Genomic DNA, 18,754 nt, shown 5'->3' with positions numbered 1-18,754 from the left:
TTCCGTGGTTTCTTCTTTGCCGACGATTCGCTTTTTGCAACAGCCGACAAGTTCTGCTTGGGTCGAGCAAGCCTTGGCTAATCTAAACACAATTTTGCTAGATCATTCTCACTGCGAGCGGAAAGCGGCTGGAGTTGCGTTGAATTTAATGTTTCGCTATCCTTCCAGTGCAAAATTAGTGCGGATGCTAACCGCTATCGCTCAAGAAGAACTCGAACACTTTGAGCAAGTCAACCAAATTTTAGAGCGTCGCAACATTCCGCTTGCCCCGCTTGCACCGCCGCCTTACGGTGCAAGTTTGAACAAACAAATTCGCCGCGAAGAACCCGATCGCATGTTAGATTCTCTCTTGGTTTCTGGCTTGATCGAAGCTCGGAGTCATGAGCGGTTGGGACTTCTCGCCACGCATTGCGAGGATCAAGAATTAGCGAAATTTTACCGAGCCTTAATGGCTTCTGAAGCTCGACATTATGGGGTGTATTGGACATTAGCGGATACATACTTTGAGCGATCGCTGATCACTCAACGCCTCGAAGAACTCGGAGCCATCGAAAGTCAAATTCTCTCGACGTTATACCCCCAGCCCAGAATTCATAGCTAATGCAGTATCAAGACTTTCTGATTCGAGCATGGCAGTCGCACGATCGCATGGCTGCTTTCAACCTGATTGGCTCAGTGTTGGCAGAGTATGGACTGATTCAGGAACCCGAAGGAGCCGATCTCGATGTCTTAGAAGTCGAAACTTTTTATCAGAGTGGCGAATTCTGGGTCGTTGAGCGCAATCTTCAACTGGTGGGAACGGCAGCTTATTATCCAATTTCTAGAGGCAAAAATGCGGTTGAAATTCGCAAAATGTACTTGCGACCCGAGGCGCGAGGAGTGGGATTAGGAAAGTTTTTATTGAGCGAATTGGAAAACGCGATCGCTCAAAAAGGCTTTGAACAAATTTGGATCGAAACCGCGAGTGTTTTAAAAGAAGCCGTTCAACTCTACGAAAAAAATGGTTATCAACCCGCAACAGGCGTTGAAACTGCCCGATGAGATCGAGTGTATGTCAAATACCTGACTGAGAATCAACCTGCCTTCCTTAAGTTGTAAATGTCAAAACCACTTCCCACTCCCCACTCCCCACCAAATTCAGGATCGCCCTACGTCAAAAAATCCATCCCCCCTCCCGTAATGAAGTTTAAAAAATCAGACTCACATACGACCAGAGCAGCTAAACTCGATTAGTTTGCTCGTGTTAGGGGTGAGAAATTGTGGGACTTGGCAAGTGGGTCGGATTTCTAGCATTAGCGATTTCCCTCTATGTGCTGTGGGAGATGCGACAGGTTTTACTGCTCGTCTATGCAGCAGTTGTGTTTGCGACCGCATTAAATAGTTTTGTCAATACATTGCAGCGCTTCAAAATCAAGCGAGGCGGAGCTGTTCTCATTGCAATTGTGACCTTATTGACTGCGGCGATCTTTTTCGTCGCGCTGATTGTGCCGCCGTTTATTGCACAGTTCCAGCAGTTAGTAGAAATTGTGCCCCGGGGACTCGATCGCGTTCAGATCTGGGCGCAACAAATGCAGAACACGCTTCCTGGAGGAATGGCGCAATATATCCCGGATGTAGAAGATTTGATCCGTCAGGGTCAACCGCTTGTAGCGCGGTTACTCAGTAACTTCTTTTCATTCTTCTCGAACACATTCAACGTTCTGTTGAATATTCTATTGATCTTGATTCTGACCGTTATGTTGCTGATTGATCCTCAATCTTATCGACGAGGATTCATCGCACTATTTCCGTCGTTTTATCGGAGACGGGCAGATCAAATTCTGTCAATGTGCGAAGTTTCATTGGTCAATTGGGTAATTGGGATCATGATCAATATGATTGTGATCGGTCTAGTCAGCGGAATCGCGCTGCTGATTTTAGGTGTACCGCTGGTATTAGCCAATGCGCTTTTAGCCGGATTGTTGGAAGCAATTCCGAATGTGGGTCCTGTTTTAAGTGTGATTCCACCAATGGCAGTGGCATTACTCGATGCGCCCTGGAAAGCCGTTGCCGTGCTAGTACTGTACATTGTGATTCAGCAATTAGAGCAGTATTTACTCGTTCCGTTTGTGATGTCGCGTCAGGTGGCAATTTTACCTGCGGTAACGTTGATGTCACAAGTTGTATTCACGGTTTTCTTTGGCTTTCTTGGCTTGTTTTTAGCCATTCCGCTTGTGATTGTGGGTCAGATTTGGGTGCGTGAGGCATTAGTGCGGGACATCCTCGATCGCTGGCGCAAAGACGAAATCGAAGCAGAACTGCTCGAACCCACCCCTCCAGAGTTACAAAAGCTGCCAGCAGCGACACAAATCCATAGCTCGACTGCACCAAAAGATGAACCGCCGAGCGAATCTCAAGAGGAGTAGTTGACTGCAATCTTGCGAAGTGGAGGAATAGGGCAAACCCAGGCACAGAAAGCTCCCTATTCCCCCACTCCTCCATCTCCCTATCGGTTCTGTTGAGTGGCGGCAAGTATGACTGAAACGAAGCGAGGAGAATTTTTTGCCGCTCTAACAGAATGGTTAGCTGGCTAGCCACTAGGATTTTGGATTGACTTCAAACTCCATCTTGGAGCGGTAGAAGCAAACATCAAATTCAAGAAAGAAGTTTGTCTGTCCCAAGATTAACGGAGTGTTTGGGCGCTTCACCCATGCGAAGAGTAATTCAACGGGTTGAAATTCACCGATTTGGGCAATCGCAGAAAAAGGCATCGCTGGCTGATTACTGAGATTCCCTGCTAACTGAATAATGGCTCTGCGATCGTCCCAAACTCCCCCCAATTGAAGACCGAGTTCATAGGATAAGACATTAACTGTTGCTCCGCTATCTACGAGACCGACTGCTTCAACGCTCCGAGCTTCTCGATGGAGCAATAATGGAAGTCTCGGCAAACTATCAAACTCATTTTGAACTGGACTGTTGGTTGAATATTTGAATCGCATACACTATTGCTGACTTGCATCTGGCTGCTTGAAAGCCTCCATCAAAACTGCACCCGCGCCATAGCAATCATATGGAGTTGGCAAGTCATAGGTTTTGAAGGGTTCTAATGGCGCAATCTGCTCAGTCATCTCCAAATCCTCAGCTAGAATCCGAATCAGCTTAAGTTTTTCTGCGGCAGAGAGTCGTCTTGCATCAGGAAGCAAATCAGCTAATGTCATGTCGTGTACCTCTTTTCAAGCAATCACACTTACAGCTTACTCGATATCAAACTGACCAGAAGACACGCCTTGGCTTGCTAGTACGCGAATGCTATATCCTGATCGTCCATAAATCCGCCCACTCAACGACTCAAATGATACATTCTTATGCCAACTATGTACGCAAGCAACTTGAGCTTCATATCTAACTCTGCATTTCCAAATAACGCCCCTACCAGCTAGAACGAAGCCAGCTAACAAATTGATTATGGTGAACGACTAGTGCGCTAAACTTGAGCCTGTATCACATCTGGAATAGTTGAGTTATGAGAATGCGATCGATGGTTGCAATCCTCCTGGCAGCATGTATTTGGCTGTTGGGGACATTCGATGCGTGGGCATTGGTGCAGATTAAACTCTCAGATGTATCGTATCGAGAATGTCCCGAGGATTTAGCCAAAGGAGCGATTACAGCGGGCGGTGTACCTCAATCGGCGCGCTGTTTTATGGTGTTTGGCAAGGCAACCAATCCGACCAATAAATTGATCGTCAACGCAGATATTTTTGGACGGATTTACGATGCGAATGAAGATCCGATTATTGAAAATCGGACTCGCTTAGGTTCAATTCCAGAAGTGCCACCTGGAGTCAGTGAATTTGAATTTCCGATTAATGTGCCAGAGAGTCAGCCTTTGCCGTTAAAGCTTTTACAGTTCAAAGCGGCTGGATTTACGGGAACAGTCCGTCGTTAAGATCGCAAATGGTCAAGTATTATGAAGCGGTTGCAATGCGATCGAATGTATGAGTTTTGAAAAACAGCGTTGGCTGCGAACGGCACTTCAACTGAAAGGCTCAGTTGTTTTAGATGTTTTACCGCGATCGCTCTTTTGCGGTTTTTTTGGGCTAATTGTCTCGATTGCATTTGGTCAAGGGATTCCGGTTTCAGTTCCTGCCTTAGCGAGTTTAATTCCTAATATTGTCTTAGGCTTGCTCTTAGTGTTTCGTACTAATACAGCCTACGATCGCTTTTGGGAAGGCAGAAAAGCTTGGGGAAAATTGGTCAACGATACCCGAAATCTCGCTCGACAAATCTGGGTGACCGTGTGCGAGAAAACAGAGCGCGATCGTATCGAAAAAATTGAAGCTCTGCATTTGTTAGTTGCTTTTGCAGTAACCACAAAAGCACATCTTCGCCAAGAACTTGCAGACTCAGAGTTAGAAAGTTTATTAACTCCTGAGCATGTTTCAAAACTGAAAACGGTGACGAATCCACCTTTGAGAGTTGCGTTTTGGATTGGCGATTATTTGCAATTACAGCATCAGCACGATCGTGTCAAAATTCATCAACTCGTTGAGATGCAATTGCTCTTGAACGGATTAGTCGATTGTTTAGGCGCATGTGAGCGAATTCTCAAAACCCCGATGCCGATCGCCTATGCGATTCACCTCAAACAGTTAATTTTGCTCTATTGCCTATCTTTGCCCTTTCAAATGGTGGGAAATTTAGGCTGGTGGACGGCTCCAGTGGTTGTGCTAATTAGCTTTACGTTGTTTGGAATTGAAGCGATCGGCATTGAAATTGAAAATCCATTTGGACGCGATCCAAATGATTTACCCCTCGATGCAATCTGTGAAACGATGCTGAAAAATATTATCGATTTAATCAGCTTAGAGCCGAGTATTAACCCTCAAGATCTATCGCTGATTACGACCTACGAAGAACAGCAACGTAACGCTCGCTCCTAGTAGAGTCGGAGTCAGCCAATCGCCCCATTTCACATACAAAGTCTGGGTTTGCTGGCGATAAATGGTGTCTGCGTGAACTGCATATTGATTCGGGTGCGATCGCCATTGCACCCGACCATGTGGATCAACAATGCCGGAGTATCCTGTGTTCGTTACCCGCACTGCCCACCGATCAGTTTCGATCGCTCGAATCACATCATGTGCTTCATGTTGTGCCATGAGTACGGTGCTGTAAGGATCTAAATTCGAGGCAGTGATCAAAAACTGCGCGCCTTTTGCCACCTGACGGCGAAACACTTCTGAAAACGCAGAATCGAAGCAAATCCCGATCGCGATTCGTCCTAATGGCGTTTGAAAGTCTTGATTAAAGTCTCCCGGCGACATCGAGGATTCAATCGGCGATAACCGCCCGAGAACTTCCTCAAACGGCATATATTCGCCCAAAGGAACTAATTTGATTTTGTTGTATCGAGCGATCGTGTTGCCTTGGTCGATCGCGATCAAGCTTTGGGTATATTGCGTGCCCTCTGGAAAAAATGTGCCAATCAATGCAAGCGTTTTCTTGTCCGCGATCGCTTGATTGACGCTATTTTTCAAATTCTGCCCTTGCCACAAAAACGGCAATGCTCCTTCTGGCGTGACGACAAAATCAGCATTTTGATCTGAAAGAGTTCGATAGCCTGAAGAATAGCCGTCTAATGCTTTTTTCAACCCTTCTGCAAAAAGTTTGACTCGCGTTGGCACATTGCCTTGCACAATGCCTGCGGTAAGTTTGGCTTCCGGGTTCTGTACGATCTCGCTTTGATAAAGTCCAAATCCGATCAGATGCAGCCCAAGAAAACTCGCAATGGCAATTCCATACAGACGTTTCTCTTTAGCTAACCAAGCCTCTGCAAGCAATCCATTCACCAGCACGATCGCGGCGGTGACAGTCAAAGTCCCTGAAATTCTTCCCAAATGTAAAATAATTAGATTCGCTGGACTCTGCGTATAAGCGAGCGATGTCCAATCGAGAGCGCTCCACTGTCGCACCGTTTCTAGCCCACACCAGAGCGCGACCCCGATGAGAATTCGCAACATTGGAGCTTTAAGCGTTCTCACGCCCCACGCCCACAGCCCTACACACAGCGCTCCCCATCCTGTAATAAATGTCCAAGCGAATGCGACGACCGCCACACTGGCAATCCACGGAATTCCGAGCCACATCAACGGATGCAAGCCCGTAATCCAATGCAGCGCAAAGCCGTGATAGACAATTCCCCAAAGAAGGGCAGGCTTTCTCGATCGAGTCTTGACCGTCACGACCCACAAGGGAGCCAACGCGATCCAAGCCAGACTCCAAAGCCCAATCGGCGCAGGCGCACATCCCATCAATCCAGCGCTGAAAATTGCGATCGGTAAAGCTATTTTCAGCTTCATAAAACACAACACTAACTCTTGTGCGATCGATACTACCAGTTAACTTATAAATCCTGCTGCTGGGGATTTTTTGAATTCAATCTCGATATGAACTTTAGTAAGCAACCGTTTCATTCTGTTTCTATCTCCGCGCAATTTTAGATAAACCGCATAAGCTGAAGAGAATCTTAAGATTGGAAGCAGACATGGAAGTCAGCGAGCTACTCCGACGATATGAATACGGCGATCGAGATTTCTCTGGAGTCAATCTCAGGAATGCAGACCTCAGCAATCTCACCCTTGTCGATATCAATTTGGAAAACGCCAACCTTACTGGTGCAAACTTCAGTCGATCGTTCTTAATGAAAGCCAACCTTAAAGGCGCTTTTCTCAACTGGGCAAATTTCCAGTTTGTCAAACTCACTGAAGGCAATTTTACCGATACCGATTTGACGAAAGCTCGCTTGAATGGCGCATTTCTGGTCAAATCTGACTTTACGCGATCGCGGCTAAGTGGAGCCGATCTCAGCCATGCGAACCTTCGTAGCGCTATCTTGGAACGAGCGAATCTCTGCGGCACGAAGCTGATCGGAGCCAATCTGCGCGGAGCTAAGCTTGATGGCGCAAACCTCAACTGGGCAAATCTGCAAGCTGCAAAACTCAGCGGTGCATCGCTCAAAAACGCGTTTCTCAGCGATACCAACCTTGCCGAAGCCTTCTTAAATGGAGCCGATCTCAGCGGTATCGATCTCACGGGAATCAACCTCAGCGAAGCAAAACTTAGTGGTGCAAATTTGGAGGGTGCGTCGTTATCGCTCTCAAATTTTAGAAATGCCCGTCTGCATGGAGCGAATCTCTCAGGTGCAAATCTGACGGGAGCAAACTTAGAAGCTGCCTTTCTCTATGGCGCAAACTTGCAATGGACAAATCTGAGCCGCGCAAATTTAACGCGATCGGATCTCAGTAACGCCCGAATTCTCGGAGTCAAACTCGAAGAAACCATTCTTACGGATACCGTCTTCTCAGATCTGGCTCGCCGATATATTACGCTCGCTGATCAATCTCATGCAATCGTGTGATGCGATCCAACGTTGCCTCTAAGACGGCTGCCGTCTGCCCCGAAACAGAGAACACTAATGCTTCTCGATAAACTCTCTGGGCTGGATGTCCTTTAGAATTTGCCGCTCCACTCGAAGCTACAACGGCGGCATGAGCGCACTTTGTTGCGAGTTCGATCGCCCAAGCTCGCAATTTTAGCCGTTCCTCGAAGCTTTGATCTTGAGCCGTAGTAATCAAGTGCTGACAGCGTTGCCATTCCTCGAAAAGCGCGGCATAGGCAGGTGAGATCGCTAGCTCTGATTTAGTTTCGATCGCCGCTTTGAGAATATCTAATCCAGCCTGAGCACACCCGAGTGAAAAGAAACTGTGATTAAGCACATTCACGCGATCTTGCTTCAAAATCGCCCCTGCTTCCGCTACAAATGCCACATCTGAAGCTGCAAGATGCCACTTTCTCAATTCTGCCGTTACCGTATTCGTCGAACTCATTGCCGCTAGCTGCATCGGTTCACTCAATCGAATTGAACCCTGAGTATCGGTATTCGTAAACGGAATCATGCCGTAAACCGCTTGACCATTGGGCAAAACGGCTGCAATCAGCGCCGATTCAAACAAGCCGAATCCGGTGATCCAGGGAATATGACCGTGAATCTCATACCCATGAGCCGTCTCGATCGCTTGAAGCGGCGGATGATTCGATCGCCGTAAATGTGAAAACCCAATTCCCACAAGCTTCTCACCTGTTCCCATCTTCGGTAAGTAAGCTTGCTTCAACGCTTCATTCTCGCTTTTCGATAAAATTGCTCCAGCACTTTGATGTTGCGTTTGGAGAAAGGCGAGCGCACCAGAAAATCGAGCCGTTTGAGTTTGAAAGGAGTGAAACGCAGAAACGTCTAATTCTGCGCCGTTATAAAGTTTAGGAACTCTCAGCGCCAGCAGTTGACGATCGCCTAATCCTTGTAATGCCGATCGCAATGCTTCGACCTCTTCATCAAGCTGATTGGCGATCGGTTGAATCGTTTCTCGCAGATAAGTCTTCGCGATTTCCAGAAGAGATGCAGTTTGCATGTATAAAAGGGTGAATGTGAGAATTTGCGAATTCTGATTTGCGTATGACTGATTTTAGCCAAACTGCGGTACTCAACTGGGTAGAACGCGCCAAAATTCTTGGATATTTAGTCGCGATCGCTTGGATTGTGGCGGTGATCAATTTTGGATTTTTCGCAAAGTCTTTGAATAACTTAGGGATTCGTCCCCGGCAATTGCCTGGATTATGGGGTGTGCTGTTTGCTCCGTTTTTGCATGGCAGTTGGGGACATTTAGAAAGCAATACGATCGCGTTTATCACTTACGGTGGACTGATTTTATTGCAAAACCCTGAGAATTTTGGAGCCGTCACGTTCACTGTTGCGTTAACAAGCGGATTCGGAACCTGGTTGCTTGGGCGCGATCGCACCAATCATATTGGTGCAAGTGGCGTAACGTTTGGGTATTTAGGTTTTTTAATGTCTTTGGCATTCTTCGAGCGCAATATCCCAACCGTTCTCCTCTTAGTGTTCACCGCCTTTTTTCACAGCAAATATCTTTGGGGTTTGCTTCCCATCTATCAGCGCATTTCCTGGGAAGAGCATCTGTTTGGCTTTCTCGGCGGCATTTTTGCTGCACGATATCTGCCGCAACTTCGAGAAGGATTTGGTCAATTTCTAGATGTTTTTAGGCAAGCCGAGGCTTGGATTCGATAAATTTAAAGCCAGTTTTCTAGATTTAACGACTGCACATTCTGCAAATCGGCATCATTAGAAACAACGGTTAAAGAATTCACGATCGCAGTTGCCGCGATCAAAATATCTGCATCTTGAATCGGTCTACCCCGTCTGCGCAAATCAGCATGGATTCTCGAAGCAGTTTCAATGATTTCGAGATCATCAATCAGCAAGATTTCGACTGATAAACAAAAAGTTTTAAAATTTGATAGCTGGCGAGTTGCATTGGAATAGATAAGACCGCGCTTGATTTCGTAGTAGCTCATACAGCTAATACAAAGCCTTGAGCGAGATTGCCTTGCGCGTCTGAATTGACGCATCGCTTGCTGGTTTTCTTTCAAAATCACGGTGATAATATTTGTATCCAGCAAGTAACCCATCTCTAATTTCCACGCTTCACCGCTTCATCAAACATTTGCATCTGCGCTGGTGTCAAATCGTTGAGCATTCCTGCAACACTATTCATGACCATAATATCTTGAACAATGCTAACCAACTCTTCTTGTGGAATCTCTAGAATCTGTTGCGGTTGCCAAAGTTCTAACAGTTCATCCGTATGTTCGCGAATCTGTTGAGTGCGATCGAGATCTTGAAGAAAAGGATGGGCTTTCTGAAGCTGATCAATAATTTGGGTAATCCGATGTTCAACGACTTGCTTTAAATCAGTTGCTTGAGTCATTTTCTTACCCTCCAAATGCCTGACTCAATTCTAACCGAGTCGTCCTCGTCGCGAAATCCTCTAAAATAGCTGCGGTGATTTGTTGCTTTCTATGAAATTTCAGCGCACTTCGATCGCTCTCGTCTTTGCTGCTTTGGCACTAGGTGGATATGTTTATTACACCGAGTCGAAAAAGCCGCCTCAAGTCGATCAAGCCCAGTCCGACGAGAAGCCGCTTTTTAACTTCAAAGAACAAGACGTTCAAGCGTTCACGGTGCAGACTCCAAAACAAACCCTTGTCTTTGAGAAAGCAGGCAATTGGACATTGAAAAAGCCAGAAGTCGCCCCCGCAGATGAAGGTGCAGTGGCTTTTCTTCTCAATCTGCTTGCAACAGGGAAAAGCGATCGCACCTTTACCGTTCCCCCTGCTAAAAAGCCAGAATTCGGTTTAGATCAACCTTCTGCAACGGTTGAAGTAAAACTAAACAATCAGCAAAATCATCGCTTAGTCATCGGTAAACCAAACTTTAATCGAAATTTCTTGTATGCCTTAGTTGATCCGCCTGACAATCAAGATCTCTCCGTTCTACTCATTCCGATCAACTTCCAAAATGCAGTTGATCGACCTTTAATAGAATGGAAACGCGATAAACCCAAACCGAAAGCTATTCCCTCTATCAGCCCTAGTGCTTCTCCCTCTCCCAAATGAACACTCCAACCGCAACCCTGTTAATTTCCTGCCCTGATCAAAAAGGCTTAGTTGCAAAGCTCGCAAACTTTATCTACTCAAATGGCGGAAATATTATTCACGCTGATCAACATACTGACTTTTCAGCCGGATTATTTCTCAATCGAATCGAATGGCAACTTGAAGGATTTCATTTACCGCGTGAGGTGATTGAGCCTGCGTTTCAAGCCGTCGCAACTCCTTTGAATGCGAGTTGGAAATTACATTTCTCAGATGCCGTGCCGCGCATTGCGATTTGGGTGAGCAAGCAAGATCATTGTTTGTATGACTTACTCTGGCGACAGAGATCGGGAGAATTCAAAGCGGAAATTCCAGTCATTATCAGCAATCATGAAGAACTAGGAGCGATCGCGAAACAATTTGAGATTGATTTCCATCACATTCCCATCACCAAAGAAACAAAACTCGAGCAAGAAGCAAAACAATTAGAACTCTTAGAACAATACAAGATTGATTTAGTTATCTTGGCAAAATATATGCAAGTTTTGAGTGCAGATTTTGTCTCAAAATTCTCGAATGTGATTAATATTCATCACTCATTTCTACCTGCATTTGCAGGCGCGAACCCTTATCAAAGAGCTTTTGAACGAGGGGTAAAAATCATTGGAGCGACGGCACATTATGTAACTAAAGATCTCGATGAAGGTCCAATCATTGAACAAGATGTGGTCAGAGTCAGCCATCGAGATGATGTCAAAGATCTCATTCGCAAAGGAAAAGATTTAGAGCGAATTGTGCTTGCAAGAGCTGTTCGACTACATCTACAAAATCGCGTTTTGGTGTATGGAAATCGAACGGTTGTCTTTGGTTAGAAGATGGCGAGCCAGTTCGATCGTGACAGTCGTGCCTTGACCTTTTTCGCTTTCAATCGTCATCACGCCCTGCTGTAACTCCACACACTTTTTAACGACTGCTAAACCTAAACCTGTTCCGGCTGCATAGTTTAGATTTTGACCCCGATAAAAAGGCTCGCAAATTCTTGGCTGATCTTCTAAAGGAATTCCAATTCCTTGATCTTTGACTTGAAATCGAATGCGATCGCTGGTTCCATCAAGCAGTAATAAAACACTACTGCCTGGCTCAGAATACTTGATCGCATTCGCCAGCAAATTACTCAAAATCGAATACAACAATCGCTCATCCAAATTGGCATGAGTATATTTTCCTTGCGTTTGAAAGTGGATCACGTGATTCGTCGAAATCTCAAAATCTTCCACGAGATTCAAGCAAAATGCTTCTAGATCGATCGTTTCTGGATTGCACTCTAGTTTTCCTGCATCTGCTCTAGTTAAGGTCAGCACATCGATAAATAGTTGCTGCATTGATTTTGCAGCAGATTGAATTCGATCGAGATTTTTCAATCGCCGGGCTTCACTCCAATCTGAATTCCCTTTAATCAGCAATTGAACTGATCCTAAAACGACACTCAGCGGGGTGCGAAATTCATGAGAAACCATCGAGAAAAAATGAGTTTTCAGATCGCTGATTTCCTTCTGCTGCATCAATTTCTGCTTTAGATATTCTGCTTGATGCCGTTGAGTGACCTGACTATACAAAGCCGCAAAGCAGATAAAAATTGCCATAAATCCAGCAATCATCATCCAAACTTCGATCACTTTTCGCGTCTGAATACTTTGTTTTGATTGCTCAATTGATTGTTTTAACTCTGTCTGCTTTTGCTGAGAAAGTTGGGAAATTACAGTGTGGATTCGTTCTCTCAAAGCAATACTTCGACTCGTTAAAATGCTTTGCTGCATCAATGCAGTTTGATTGATGTCGTACAGCGCGATCGATTCGTTTAAAAGCTCAACTCGCTGTAAGACTATTTTTTGTAGCTCTTGATAACTTGAAAATTCTTTTGGCTCTAGCAAAAACTGCTGATGCAACTGGTTCAGCTTCACTGGAATCCGATCAATAGCAGATTTATATCGATTGAATTCGCTGCGATTTCCTAGATAAATATATCCGCGCCGAGCAGATTCTGCGCTCGTAATTTCTGCAAACACTTCATCTAAATTTTTAATCACTTCATAAGTTTGCTGAGACTTGTGACTGCTTTCCACTAGTTGATTTACATTTTGATATGAGATTAAACTGCTGATACAAAGAATCACAAGCAGCAATCCAAAGCCTGCAACGAGCCAGTTTCGTTCTGATGAATTTAAGAAAGTCATATTTTCTAATTTTTCAGATCGAGCCGTTTATCCGCAAAAATAGCAGGAAAAATTAACTATTGTGTGCAGCTAGATTGATTACAGTAACGATCATGCAAGCTTTCCTGTCGATATGCGTATTTTAGTCGTTGAAGATGACCAGCATTTAGCAGAGATTCTCACCGAAACTCTGAGCGATCGCGCTTACTCAGTAGATGTTGTGAAAGATGGTGAGTCTGCCTGGGATTGGCTAAATTCTTTGGTATATGACCTGATCGTCTTAGATGTCACCTTGCCAAAATTAGATGGCATTAGCTTATGCAAACGTCTACGCGGGGCACTCAATGAGAATGGAACGACCCCGGTCTTAATGTTGACCGCACGAGATACGATCGCCGACAAGATCTTAGGGCTTGATGCAGGCGCAGATGACTATATGGTTAAGCCGTTTGATATTGAGGAACTGATGGCGCGAGTTCGTGCCTTACTTCGGCGCGGAACCAGTAGCCCAAATCCGAAACTGATCTGGGGCGACTTACAAATCGATTCAAGCACGTATGAAGTAAATTATGCCAATGCACCGCTGACGCTCACCCCGAAAGAGTATGCATTGTTAGAGTTGCTTGTCTCTAGTGGACGAAAGGTGCTGAGCCGCTCAGGAATTATCGATCGAATTTGGTCACTTCAAGATCCACCCACTGAAGAAACCGTCAAATCCCATATCAAGAGTTTGCGTCAAAAGCTCAGAAATGCAGGTGCACCTGAGGATTTGATTGAAACTGTTCACGGAGTAGGATACCGATTGAAACAGATCTAGGAACACTAGTGAACATATCTTAGGCTGGCTTCGCAAACATCTAATGTTCCAAAAGTCAGAATTAGGCAGAAACAGTTGATCTAACTCCCCAATTTAGATTAATGTGATACCGACTCTCAGTAGCCTAAATCGCTCCAGAGGAATGTTAGACCGACGATTTTCGGTCTAACGTCCTACTCTAAGTAATTAGACAGAAAGAGTCAGTCTAAACAACTGTTAGACCTCTACCATTCCTGCAGATCAGTGATTTCAAACTCTTTGTTAGGGTTTAAAGTAAAATCAGTCGCTTCGTCCTACTAAATATGGATCTAACTCAAGCACTAAAAGATACAGAAAACTCATTACGTGATTTTATTGCAACAGTATTAAGTAAGCGCTTTGGAGATGATTGGGCTGAAAAATGCGGAGTATCAGAACAGAGAATTACGGCTTGGAGAGAAAGAAAGCGGACTGAAGAGAAACGACAAGTATCAGGAGTAGTAGAAGAGCGATTGATTTACTATGCTGACTTCTATGATCTTAAAACGATACTTAAAAAGCACTGGCCGTTAGATTTTTCTCCTGTTTTCGGAGATTGGAAGACGATGGAAGTTTGGTTGACTGAAATGGAAAAACTGCGCGACCCAGATGCACATAGAAGAGAACTTTTACCGCACCAAAAAAACCTTGCGTTGGGTATCGCTGGGGAAATTAGAACACGTCTTATTCGGTATAGAAGCAAAATGGAAACTAGTGAAGATTACTTTCCAAGAATTGAAAGTGCTCGTGATAACCTCGGAAATATATGGACGTATGGACAGACAAATCAGAGTAATCATTTTTGTAGATTACGACCAGGAGATTTTATCGAGTTTATTATTACAGCCAGTGATCCCATAGGTGATAATCTTCAGTATGCTTTAACTGTAACAGGGTATCATCACAACCCTAATTGGCAAGACAGTAATGCTTTGTCTCTAACCATAGAAAACAGCCATGTTAGGAGAAATTTTGGTGTGATGTTATGGGTACGTAGTTTAAGAGAGTTTCATGCTAATGGTGATTATGATGACTCTGTCACGTTTCAGTATGAAGTCTTGCCACCAAGAAGCTGAACAATTGCTCATTGATTATTTTTAATTGAAAAAAGCCTAACAATGCTGTGGGCGCGGGCTACTTGAGAATCTTGATATGCTGCCAAAGCTATAAGTAGCCCCTCAACAGAACCGTTAGACTGCTAAATTTCGGTTGGGGCTTGTCTGCGTCCTAAACAGCTATTTTCAATTACTCTCGCAGTTTTAATTACATCGGGAGATATAATCTTGTGCGGTCAAATTTCTGATTTCTATGCCATCGAATGACTTTGAGTTGCAAGCTCAAGCCCGAAGAATTTTAGATGCGATCGCCTTTATTCCTTTTGAGCAGTGCCAACTACTAAGCCGTGAGTTTAATAGTCTTCCTGCACGCCCCGGTATTTATGCGATTCGGCACAAAAACGATGGGTTGCTTTATGTCGGTAAAACGAAGAGTTTACGGGGTCGCTTTAGCGGTGGGCACAAAGCTTTTTTATGGGCTTGGCTTGACAAATACAATGACGAGGAAGTTCGGATTGCGGCACAGGTTATTTCTCATTGGGAAAACCCAGCGTTACTATTGGAGCTAGAAGCCATAATTCTAAGAGCCACCGAACCCCCTTACAACGCCCAGATCCCGACTGAAAGGTGATGCCATGCAAGCCAAACTTCAAGAGAGACTTTCTCCCGCCGATGCAGAGGTGATTTTAGGACGCTTGCCGGAGCGAATTCGTGTCGCTCTCATAACGCGTGCTGCTGAAATTGAATATCCAATCGAAGCAGTAGTTGAAATGGCGATCGCAAGCTTTCTTGATTCAGAAGCGTTGGGTTTTGCAGATTGTAAGCCAGGACGCGGTCAGTAGCGTATTTTGGTTGACGCTTGCGTGGTCTAACAATTCAAATGCAGCAGACAGCCCGAAATGCTTTCTGCTCTATTCTCAGTCCTCCGCCTATTGGCACTAAATCTGCTGCTAGTGTCGCAAAAAACCCGCAATTCGATCGACTGCTTTCACCAAGATTTCCGGCTCATGCACTAACGCAAACCGCACATACCCTTCTCCCGATTTGCCAAATCCCGCCCCTGGAGAAACCGCAACTCCCGTCGCCTCAACTAACTTCACCGCAAAGTCGATCGAATCTTTTACCCAAGGCTCCGGCAACCTCGCCCAAACATACATTGCAGCTTCAGGCATCGGCACAGGCCACCCAATCTCATGTAAGCGATCGACAAACACATCCCGGCGATGCCGATAAATCTCAACCGCTTGATGCACCCCCGCTTGATCACCTTGCAACGCTGCAATTGCACCATTCAAAATGCCAAGATACTGATTAAAATCAACCGCCGCTTTCACTTGTCGCAGCGCCAGAATTAACTCTGAATTGCCGATCGCATATCCCACCCGAAATCCGCCCATCTTGTAAGACTTCGAGAAAGTAAAGAACTCGATCGAAACTGTCTTATCTGGATCAGCTTGCAGCACCGAAGGCATAGTTTCCTTACCCAGATAAAAATCTGCATAAGGAAAATCATGCACCAAAACCAGATCATGCTCTTGGCAGAATCGCACCGCTTTTTGGAAGAAAGACAACGGCGCGATCGCAGTCGTTGGATTATGCGGATAGCTCAACACCATCATCCGAGACTGCGCCAAAACCTCTGCTGGAATCTCCTCGAACACAGGCAGAAACTGATTCTCAGCCAAAAGCGGCATCGGATAAATCTGACCACTTGCCAAATAAACCCCACCTGCATGAGAGGGATAGCCTGGATCGAGCAGCAGCGCAAAATCACCCGGATTCAAAATTGCCAAAGGTAAATGGGCTGTTCCTTCCTGGGAGCCGATGAGGGGTAAAACCTCAGTTTCTGGATCAACCGCGACTCCAAACTTCTTCGTGTACCACTCTGCCGCCGCTTGCCGAAATGCCTTTGTCCCATGAAAGAGCAAATATCCATGGGTAGACGGATCATAGAGAGACTGAGCGATCGCTTCAATCACATGCGGCTCCGTCGGCAAATCCGAAGATCCTAATGACAGATCCAGAATCTCTCGTCCCGCCGCTCTTGCTCTCGATTTTGCCCGATCCATATCTGCAAAAACATTCATTTGCAGGGGGGCTAAGCGTTTGGCAAACTGCATTTTTCTAACCTTAATTAAGCGGTCACTAATCCTTTGTTCAGCAATTCCTCAATCTTCTGCTTGTTCATTGCTCCTTCCGCCGATTGCTTCATTTCGCCATCCTGAATCAAGCGAAACGCCGGAACGCCTTCAACTTTGAATTTTTTCACGCTTTCGGGGTTCGGATCGACTTCCATTTTCACCACTTTTAAGCGATCGCCGTATTCTTTCGCGATCGTCTCAATTACTGGAGCCATCAGCCGACAAGGCCCGCACCACTCTGCCCAAAAATAAACCAAAACGGGTTGAGTGGCGTTCAATACCTCAGCTTCAAATTCCGAATCACCAATTACAAGAACGCTACTCATGATGAGATTTCCCAACAAATTGCCTTTTCAATTTTAAAGCCCTTCGCTACGTTCTGGGAAAGCGTTACAGTGAGAAAGCACGCATTCAGTCTCGATCGTCTATGTTTGGTACTTTTCAGCAGAGCAGTCTCCGCATCGAAGTCGAAGCTTCTGAAGCCACGCTGACTAAAGCGTTGACCGATGTGAACGAATTACAAAAATGGCTCTGGTTTGAGCGCTTCTCGATTGGCTATCCAGAAACCCTGACTCCTGGCGTAAAACTCAAAGGGCAAGTCGGATTGGTCACGATCCAGCACGAAGTCGAATTGAGTGAACCTCATCGCGTTCGCTTTCTGCTTAGCCAGGGCATTGACGGCTTTCACGAATGGGCGTGGGGCGATGGCTGGGTACAATCGCGCATCGAAGGCATCTCTCTCCTTCCGCTCAATCTTGGACAAACCGCAACGTTATTGAGCCTGAAACAATATCTGCAATCAAAAGCTGCTTGAACTCGCCGCAGATTCACAAAAAAAACGATCGCCTAACCAGACGATCGTTTGCAAATATTATCTAATAAAATTATATTTTCCGAGCCGTGCTCGCTGCCGGAACCAGAATTTCTTGGAGAATCGACTTCAACTCCTCACGGCGTTGATAGCAATCGAGCCGATATAGCACCTGACCGCCCTGAAACAGAAGCACCGTCGGCAATGTCGTAATCCGATACATACTGGCGAGCTTCAAATTCTCGTCTGCGTTAACACCCACTAATTTCAACTGAGTGCCCCATTCTTTCAGGAGCAAATTCAGCGAAGGTTCAATCAACCGACAGATTCCACACCAGGGTGCCCAGAAATGCACAAGAACAGGTGTCGTAGACTCAAGAACTTCTTGTTTAAACGCCCCTTCGCTAATGCCTGCTTGCATAGTTCTCCAGAATGATTAATTATTTGCTTTTTACTAACGCTTGGGATCATGCTACCAGGGTACGTTCCCAGATGCACGAATGACGATCGGATGAAGCCACCAAAACAATAGCGTAAATGCAGTCACACCGAGGTATGCAGGACGTAAAAATTCTTTTAGATCCAGTTTCTGCTTCCCCGAAAAAATCGCTCTAAACGGAACGATCGAGGTTCTCGCTTTCACGGCTTCAAACGCTTCGCCATACCGAAGTGCTAACCGTCGATCGCCATTCCACACCCCAAATAAATGATGCAAAATTAACCCGATCGAGGTCACAACCATGAAACTGGTTCCTATCCATACTGTATGAGTAATGCACCACAAGATTTGTCCGACCATTTGCGGATGTCGCGAAATCCGAATTATTCCGCTTTCGTATAAATGCACTTGCGGTTTTTGAATCGCTGCGATCTCTAACAAATTAAAAGTCGCGGGATAAAGAAACAGAAAAGAAATCGCAGATCCGATCCAAACGGCTTCACTCACGCCCGGAATGCCTTGCACATTCCAGAGTTGCAGCCCATCATACCGATGATTAAAAAAGTAAATCATCATCGGAACGGCAATCCCTAAACTCACCAGCGCAAAAATCACACGGTAAAATCTTGCTCCAATCCGCTGCTCTGCCATCATTCGCAACGAAGCTAACCCACTATGCGCGATCGCAAATCCAACCAACCAACCGAACATTATCAAATGGCTCGACGTAAACCAAGACATACCCAACTGAAATGAAGACCAGATCTAG

General features: G+C 45.4%; 25 protein-coding genes. 14 read left to right on the top strand and 11 right to left on the bottom strand.

The genetic code is table 11. From position 1 onward, the window contains the following. Window positions 1-4: 4 nt before the first annotated feature. The 3 genes from J0L70_RS17780 (at window position 5) to J0L70_RS17770 (ending at window position 2,405) form a co-directional block, all read left to right on the top strand. Window positions 5-601, top strand: a complete 597-nt coding sequence (locus J0L70_RS17780) for a MiaE family protein (protein ID WP_353736644.1) — start codon at window positions 5-7, stop codon at window positions 599-601. Continuing rightward, on the top strand, window positions 601-1,041 hold the full coding sequence (locus J0L70_RS17775) for a GNAT family N-acetyltransferase (RefSeq protein WP_287455403.1): 441 nt from the start codon (window positions 601-603) through the stop codon (window positions 1,039-1,041). The genes J0L70_RS17780 and J0L70_RS17775 overlap by 1 nt, the downstream gene beginning before the upstream one ends. A gap of 218 nt (window positions 1,042-1,259) precedes the next feature. Then, entirely contained in the window at window positions 1,260-2,405 is a 1,146-nt protein-coding gene (locus tag J0L70_RS17770) for an AI-2E family transporter (protein WP_268241865.1), read from the top strand. A 171-nt stretch (window positions 2,406-2,576) separates the two neighbouring features. On the opposite strand, the gene J0L70_RS17765 is transcribed toward J0L70_RS17770, so the two are convergent. Beyond that, window positions 2,577-2,981: a hypothetical protein gene (locus tag J0L70_RS17765; RefSeq protein WP_287455402.1), complete on the bottom strand. Its 405-nt coding sequence runs from the start codon at window positions 2,979-2,981 to the stop codon at window positions 2,577-2,579. A 3-nt stretch (window positions 2,982-2,984) separates the two neighbouring features. After that, window positions 2,985-3,200, bottom strand: a complete 216-nt coding sequence (locus tag J0L70_RS17760) for a hypothetical protein (RefSeq protein ID WP_287455401.1) — start codon at window positions 3,198-3,200, stop codon at window positions 2,985-2,987. 320 nt (window positions 3,201-3,520) lie between these two features. Here J0L70_RS17760 and J0L70_RS17755 point away from each other — a divergent pair, with 320 nt between their 5' ends. Together J0L70_RS17755 and J0L70_RS17750 are read left to right on the top strand one after the other, a co-directional pair. Next, window positions 3,521-3,931 (top strand): hypothetical protein, encoded by a 411-nt coding sequence (locus tag J0L70_RS17755; protein WP_225885710.1) that lies wholly within the window; start codon window positions 3,521-3,523, stop codon window positions 3,929-3,931. 49 nt (window positions 3,932-3,980) lie between these two features. Next, window positions 3,981-4,925, top strand: coding sequence for a bestrophin family protein (locus tag J0L70_RS17750; protein ID WP_017286932.1), 945 nt, complete (start codon window positions 3,981-3,983; stop codon window positions 4,923-4,925). Here the strand turns inward: J0L70_RS17750 and lnt are convergent. Next, window positions 4,875-6,344, bottom strand: coding sequence for an apolipoprotein N-acyltransferase (gene lnt, locus J0L70_RS17745; RefSeq protein WP_287455400.1), 1,470 nt, complete (start codon window positions 6,342-6,344; stop codon window positions 4,875-4,877). The two genes, J0L70_RS17750 and lnt, sit on opposite strands and share 51 nt — an antisense overlap. Before the next feature lie 185 nt (window positions 6,345-6,529). Between lnt and J0L70_RS17740 the strand changes: the two genes are divergently transcribed. Next, window positions 6,530-7,402: a pentapeptide repeat-containing protein gene (locus J0L70_RS17740; RefSeq protein WP_017286934.1), complete on the top strand. Its 873-nt coding sequence runs from the start codon at window positions 6,530-6,532 to the stop codon at window positions 7,400-7,402. On the opposite strand, the gene J0L70_RS17735 is transcribed toward J0L70_RS17740, so the two are convergent. Continuing rightward, window positions 7,368-8,450 carry an acyl-CoA dehydrogenase family protein gene (locus J0L70_RS17735; protein WP_287455399.1) on the bottom strand — a complete coding sequence of 361 codons (1,083 nt, stop codon included), beginning with the start codon at window positions 8,448-8,450 and terminating at the stop codon, window positions 7,368-7,370. The two genes, J0L70_RS17740 and J0L70_RS17735, sit on opposite strands and share 35 nt — an antisense overlap. A gap of 44 nt (window positions 8,451-8,494) precedes the next feature. Between J0L70_RS17735 and J0L70_RS17730 the strand changes: the two genes are divergently transcribed. Further along, the gene (locus J0L70_RS17730; RefSeq protein ID WP_287455398.1) at window positions 8,495-9,124 is read left to right on the top strand and encodes a rhomboid family intramembrane serine protease; all 630 of its coding nucleotides are present in this window, start codon (window positions 8,495-8,497) and stop codon (window positions 9,122-9,124) included. 2 nt (window positions 9,125-9,126) lie between these two features. On the opposite strand, the gene J0L70_RS17725 is transcribed toward J0L70_RS17730, so the two are convergent. Together J0L70_RS17725 and J0L70_RS17720 are read right to left on the bottom strand one after the other, a co-directional pair. After that, a complete protein-coding gene (locus tag J0L70_RS17725) occupies window positions 9,127-9,525 on the bottom strand; it encodes a type II toxin-antitoxin system VapC family toxin (protein WP_017286937.1) in 399 nt (132 codons plus the stop codon). A gap of 2 nt (window positions 9,526-9,527) precedes the next feature. Beyond that, a complete protein-coding gene (locus tag J0L70_RS17720) occupies window positions 9,528-9,824 on the bottom strand; it encodes a hypothetical protein (protein WP_268241871.1) in 297 nt (98 codons plus the stop codon). Window positions 9,825-9,915: 91 nt separating this feature from the next. Between J0L70_RS17720 and J0L70_RS17715 the strand changes: the two genes are divergently transcribed. Both J0L70_RS17715 and purU read left to right on the top strand, forming a co-directional pair. Further along, entirely contained in the window at window positions 9,916-10,512 is a 597-nt protein-coding gene (locus J0L70_RS17715) for a DUF4340 domain-containing protein (protein WP_287455397.1), read from the top strand. Then, window positions 10,509-11,363 carry a formyltetrahydrofolate deformylase gene (purU, locus tag J0L70_RS17710; protein WP_017286940.1) on the top strand — a complete coding sequence of 285 codons (855 nt, stop codon included), beginning with the start codon at window positions 10,509-10,511 and terminating at the stop codon, window positions 11,361-11,363. Before J0L70_RS17715 ends, purU begins: the two co-directional genes overlap by 4 nt. Here the strand turns inward: purU and J0L70_RS17705 are convergent. Next, entirely contained in the window at window positions 11,313-12,725 is a 1,413-nt protein-coding gene (locus J0L70_RS17705) for a sensor histidine kinase (protein ID WP_287455396.1), read from the bottom strand. The two genes, purU and J0L70_RS17705, sit on opposite strands and share 51 nt — an antisense overlap. 112 nt (window positions 12,726-12,837) lie before the next feature. Here J0L70_RS17705 and J0L70_RS17700 point away from each other — a divergent pair, with 112 nt between their 5' ends. From J0L70_RS17700 to J0L70_RS17685, 4 genes are all read left to right on the top strand, one after another. Then, the gene (locus J0L70_RS17700) at window positions 12,838-13,521 is read left to right on the top strand and encodes a response regulator transcription factor (protein ID WP_287455395.1); all 684 of its coding nucleotides are present in this window, start codon (window positions 12,838-12,840) and stop codon (window positions 13,519-13,521) included. Window positions 13,522-13,823: 302 nt separating this feature from the next. Then, on the top strand, window positions 13,824-14,615 hold the full coding sequence (locus J0L70_RS17695; protein ID WP_287455394.1) for a Swt1 family HEPN domain-containing protein: 792 nt from the start codon (window positions 13,824-13,826) through the stop codon (window positions 14,613-14,615). 232 nt (window positions 14,616-14,847) lie between these two features. Next, complete coding sequence (locus J0L70_RS17690; protein ID WP_287455393.1) at window positions 14,848-15,225, top strand: GIY-YIG nuclease family protein; 378 nt, start codon at window positions 14,848-14,850, stop codon at window positions 15,223-15,225. Window positions 15,226-15,229: 4 nt separating this feature from the next. Next, window positions 15,230-15,436, top strand: a complete 207-nt coding sequence (locus J0L70_RS17685) for a hypothetical protein (RefSeq protein WP_287455392.1) — start codon at window positions 15,230-15,232, stop codon at window positions 15,434-15,436. A gap of 108 nt (window positions 15,437-15,544) precedes the next feature. Here J0L70_RS17685 and J0L70_RS17680 read toward each other — a convergent pair whose 3' ends face one another. Further along, complete coding sequence (locus J0L70_RS17680) at window positions 15,545-16,714, bottom strand: LL-diaminopimelate aminotransferase (RefSeq protein ID WP_287455391.1); 1,170 nt, start codon at window positions 16,712-16,714, stop codon at window positions 15,545-15,547. A 14-nt stretch (window positions 16,715-16,728) separates the two neighbouring features. Continuing rightward, on the bottom strand, window positions 16,729-17,061 hold the full coding sequence (trxA, locus tag J0L70_RS17675) for a thioredoxin (protein WP_017286948.1): 333 nt from the start codon (window positions 17,059-17,061) through the stop codon (window positions 16,729-16,731). A 101-nt stretch (window positions 17,062-17,162) separates the two neighbouring features. Between trxA and J0L70_RS17670 the strand changes: the two genes are divergently transcribed. Next, complete coding sequence (locus J0L70_RS17670; protein ID WP_017286949.1) at window positions 17,163-17,549, top strand: hypothetical protein; 387 nt, start codon at window positions 17,163-17,165, stop codon at window positions 17,547-17,549. 70 nt (window positions 17,550-17,619) lie between these two features. On the opposite strand, the gene J0L70_RS17665 is transcribed toward J0L70_RS17670, so the two are convergent. Continuing rightward, window positions 17,620-17,967: a thioredoxin family protein gene (locus tag J0L70_RS17665; RefSeq protein ID WP_017286950.1), complete on the bottom strand. Its 348-nt coding sequence runs from the start codon at window positions 17,965-17,967 to the stop codon at window positions 17,620-17,622. Window positions 17,968-18,018: 51 nt separating this feature from the next. Continuing rightward, on the bottom strand, window positions 18,019-18,726 hold the full coding sequence (locus J0L70_RS17660; RefSeq protein ID WP_287455390.1) for an NnrU family protein: 708 nt from the start codon (window positions 18,724-18,726) through the stop codon (window positions 18,019-18,021). Window positions 18,727-18,754 lie beyond the last annotated feature (28 nt).

The organism is Leptolyngbya sp. UWPOB_LEPTO1, assembly GCF_017302695.1.
Classification (GTDB): domain Bacteria; phylum Cyanobacteriota; class Cyanobacteriia; order Leptolyngbyales; family Leptolyngbyaceae; genus Leptolyngbya; species Leptolyngbya boryana.
This window is presented reverse-complemented; position numbering and strand designations above follow the sequence as displayed.

Bases quoted from the DNA above. Each gene is read 5' to 3' on its own strand.
- J0L70_RS17775 (WP_287455403.1), top strand. From the start codon at position 601: ATGCAGTATCAAGACTTTCTGATTCGAGCATGGCAGTCGCACGATCGC.
- J0L70_RS17765 (WP_287455402.1), bottom strand. From the start codon at position 2,981: ATGCGATTCAAATATTCAACCAACAGTCCAGTTCAAAATGAGTTTGAT.
- J0L70_RS17760 (WP_287455401.1), bottom strand. From the start codon at position 3,200: ATGACATTAGCTGATTTGCTTCCTGATGCAAGACGACTCTCTGCCGCA.
- J0L70_RS17755 (WP_225885710.1), top strand. From the start codon at position 3,521: ATGGTTGCAATCCTCCTGGCAGCATGTATTTGGCTGTTGGGGACATTC.
- J0L70_RS17750 (WP_017286932.1), top strand. From the start codon at position 3,981: ATGAGTTTTGAAAAACAGCGTTGGCTGCGAACGGCACTTCAACTGAAA.
- lnt (WP_287455400.1), bottom strand. From the start codon at position 6,344: ATGAAGCTGAAAATAGCTTTACCGATCGCAATTTTCAGCGCTGGATTG.
- J0L70_RS17740 (WP_017286934.1), top strand. From the start codon at position 6,530: ATGGAAGTCAGCGAGCTACTCCGACGATATGAATACGGCGATCGAGAT.
- J0L70_RS17735 (WP_287455399.1), bottom strand. From the start codon at position 8,450: ATGCAAACTGCATCTCTTCTGGAAATCGCGAAGACTTATCTGCGAGAA.
- J0L70_RS17730 (WP_287455398.1), top strand. From the start codon at position 8,495: ATGACTGATTTTAGCCAAACTGCGGTACTCAACTGGGTAGAACGCGCC.
- J0L70_RS17725 (WP_017286937.1), bottom strand. From the start codon at position 9,525: ATGGGTTACTTGCTGGATACAAATATTATCACCGTGATTTTGAAAGAA.
- J0L70_RS17720 (WP_268241871.1), bottom strand. From the start codon at position 9,824: ATGACTCAAGCAACTGATTTAAAGCAAGTCGTTGAACATCGGATTACC.
- J0L70_RS17715 (WP_287455397.1), top strand. From the start codon at position 9,916: ATGAAATTTCAGCGCACTTCGATCGCTCTCGTCTTTGCTGCTTTGGCA.
- purU (WP_017286940.1), top strand. From the start codon at position 10,509: ATGAACACTCCAACCGCAACCCTGTTAATTTCCTGCCCTGATCAAAAA.
- J0L70_RS17705 (WP_287455396.1), bottom strand. From the start codon at position 12,725: ATGACTTTCTTAAATTCATCAGAACGAAACTGGCTCGTTGCAGGCTTT.
- J0L70_RS17700 (WP_287455395.1), top strand. From the start codon at position 12,838: ATGCGTATTTTAGTCGTTGAAGATGACCAGCATTTAGCAGAGATTCTC.
- J0L70_RS17695 (WP_287455394.1), top strand. From the start codon at position 13,824: ATGGATCTAACTCAAGCACTAAAAGATACAGAAAACTCATTACGTGAT.
- J0L70_RS17690 (WP_287455393.1), top strand. From the start codon at position 14,848: ATGCCATCGAATGACTTTGAGTTGCAAGCTCAAGCCCGAAGAATTTTA.
- J0L70_RS17685 (WP_287455392.1), top strand. From the start codon at position 15,230: ATGCAAGCCAAACTTCAAGAGAGACTTTCTCCCGCCGATGCAGAGGTG.
- J0L70_RS17680 (WP_287455391.1), bottom strand. From the start codon at position 16,714: ATGCAGTTTGCCAAACGCTTAGCCCCCCTGCAAATGAATGTTTTTGCA.
- trxA (WP_017286948.1), bottom strand. From the start codon at position 17,061: ATGAGTAGCGTTCTTGTAATTGGTGATTCGGAATTTGAAGCTGAGGTA.
- J0L70_RS17670 (WP_017286949.1), top strand. From the start codon at position 17,163: ATGTTTGGTACTTTTCAGCAGAGCAGTCTCCGCATCGAAGTCGAAGCT.
- J0L70_RS17665 (WP_017286950.1), bottom strand. From the start codon at position 17,967: ATGCAAGCAGGCATTAGCGAAGGGGCGTTTAAACAAGAAGTTCTTGAG.
- J0L70_RS17660 (WP_287455390.1), bottom strand. From the start codon at position 18,726: ATGTCTTGGTTTACGTCGAGCCATTTGATAATGTTCGGTTGGTTGGTT.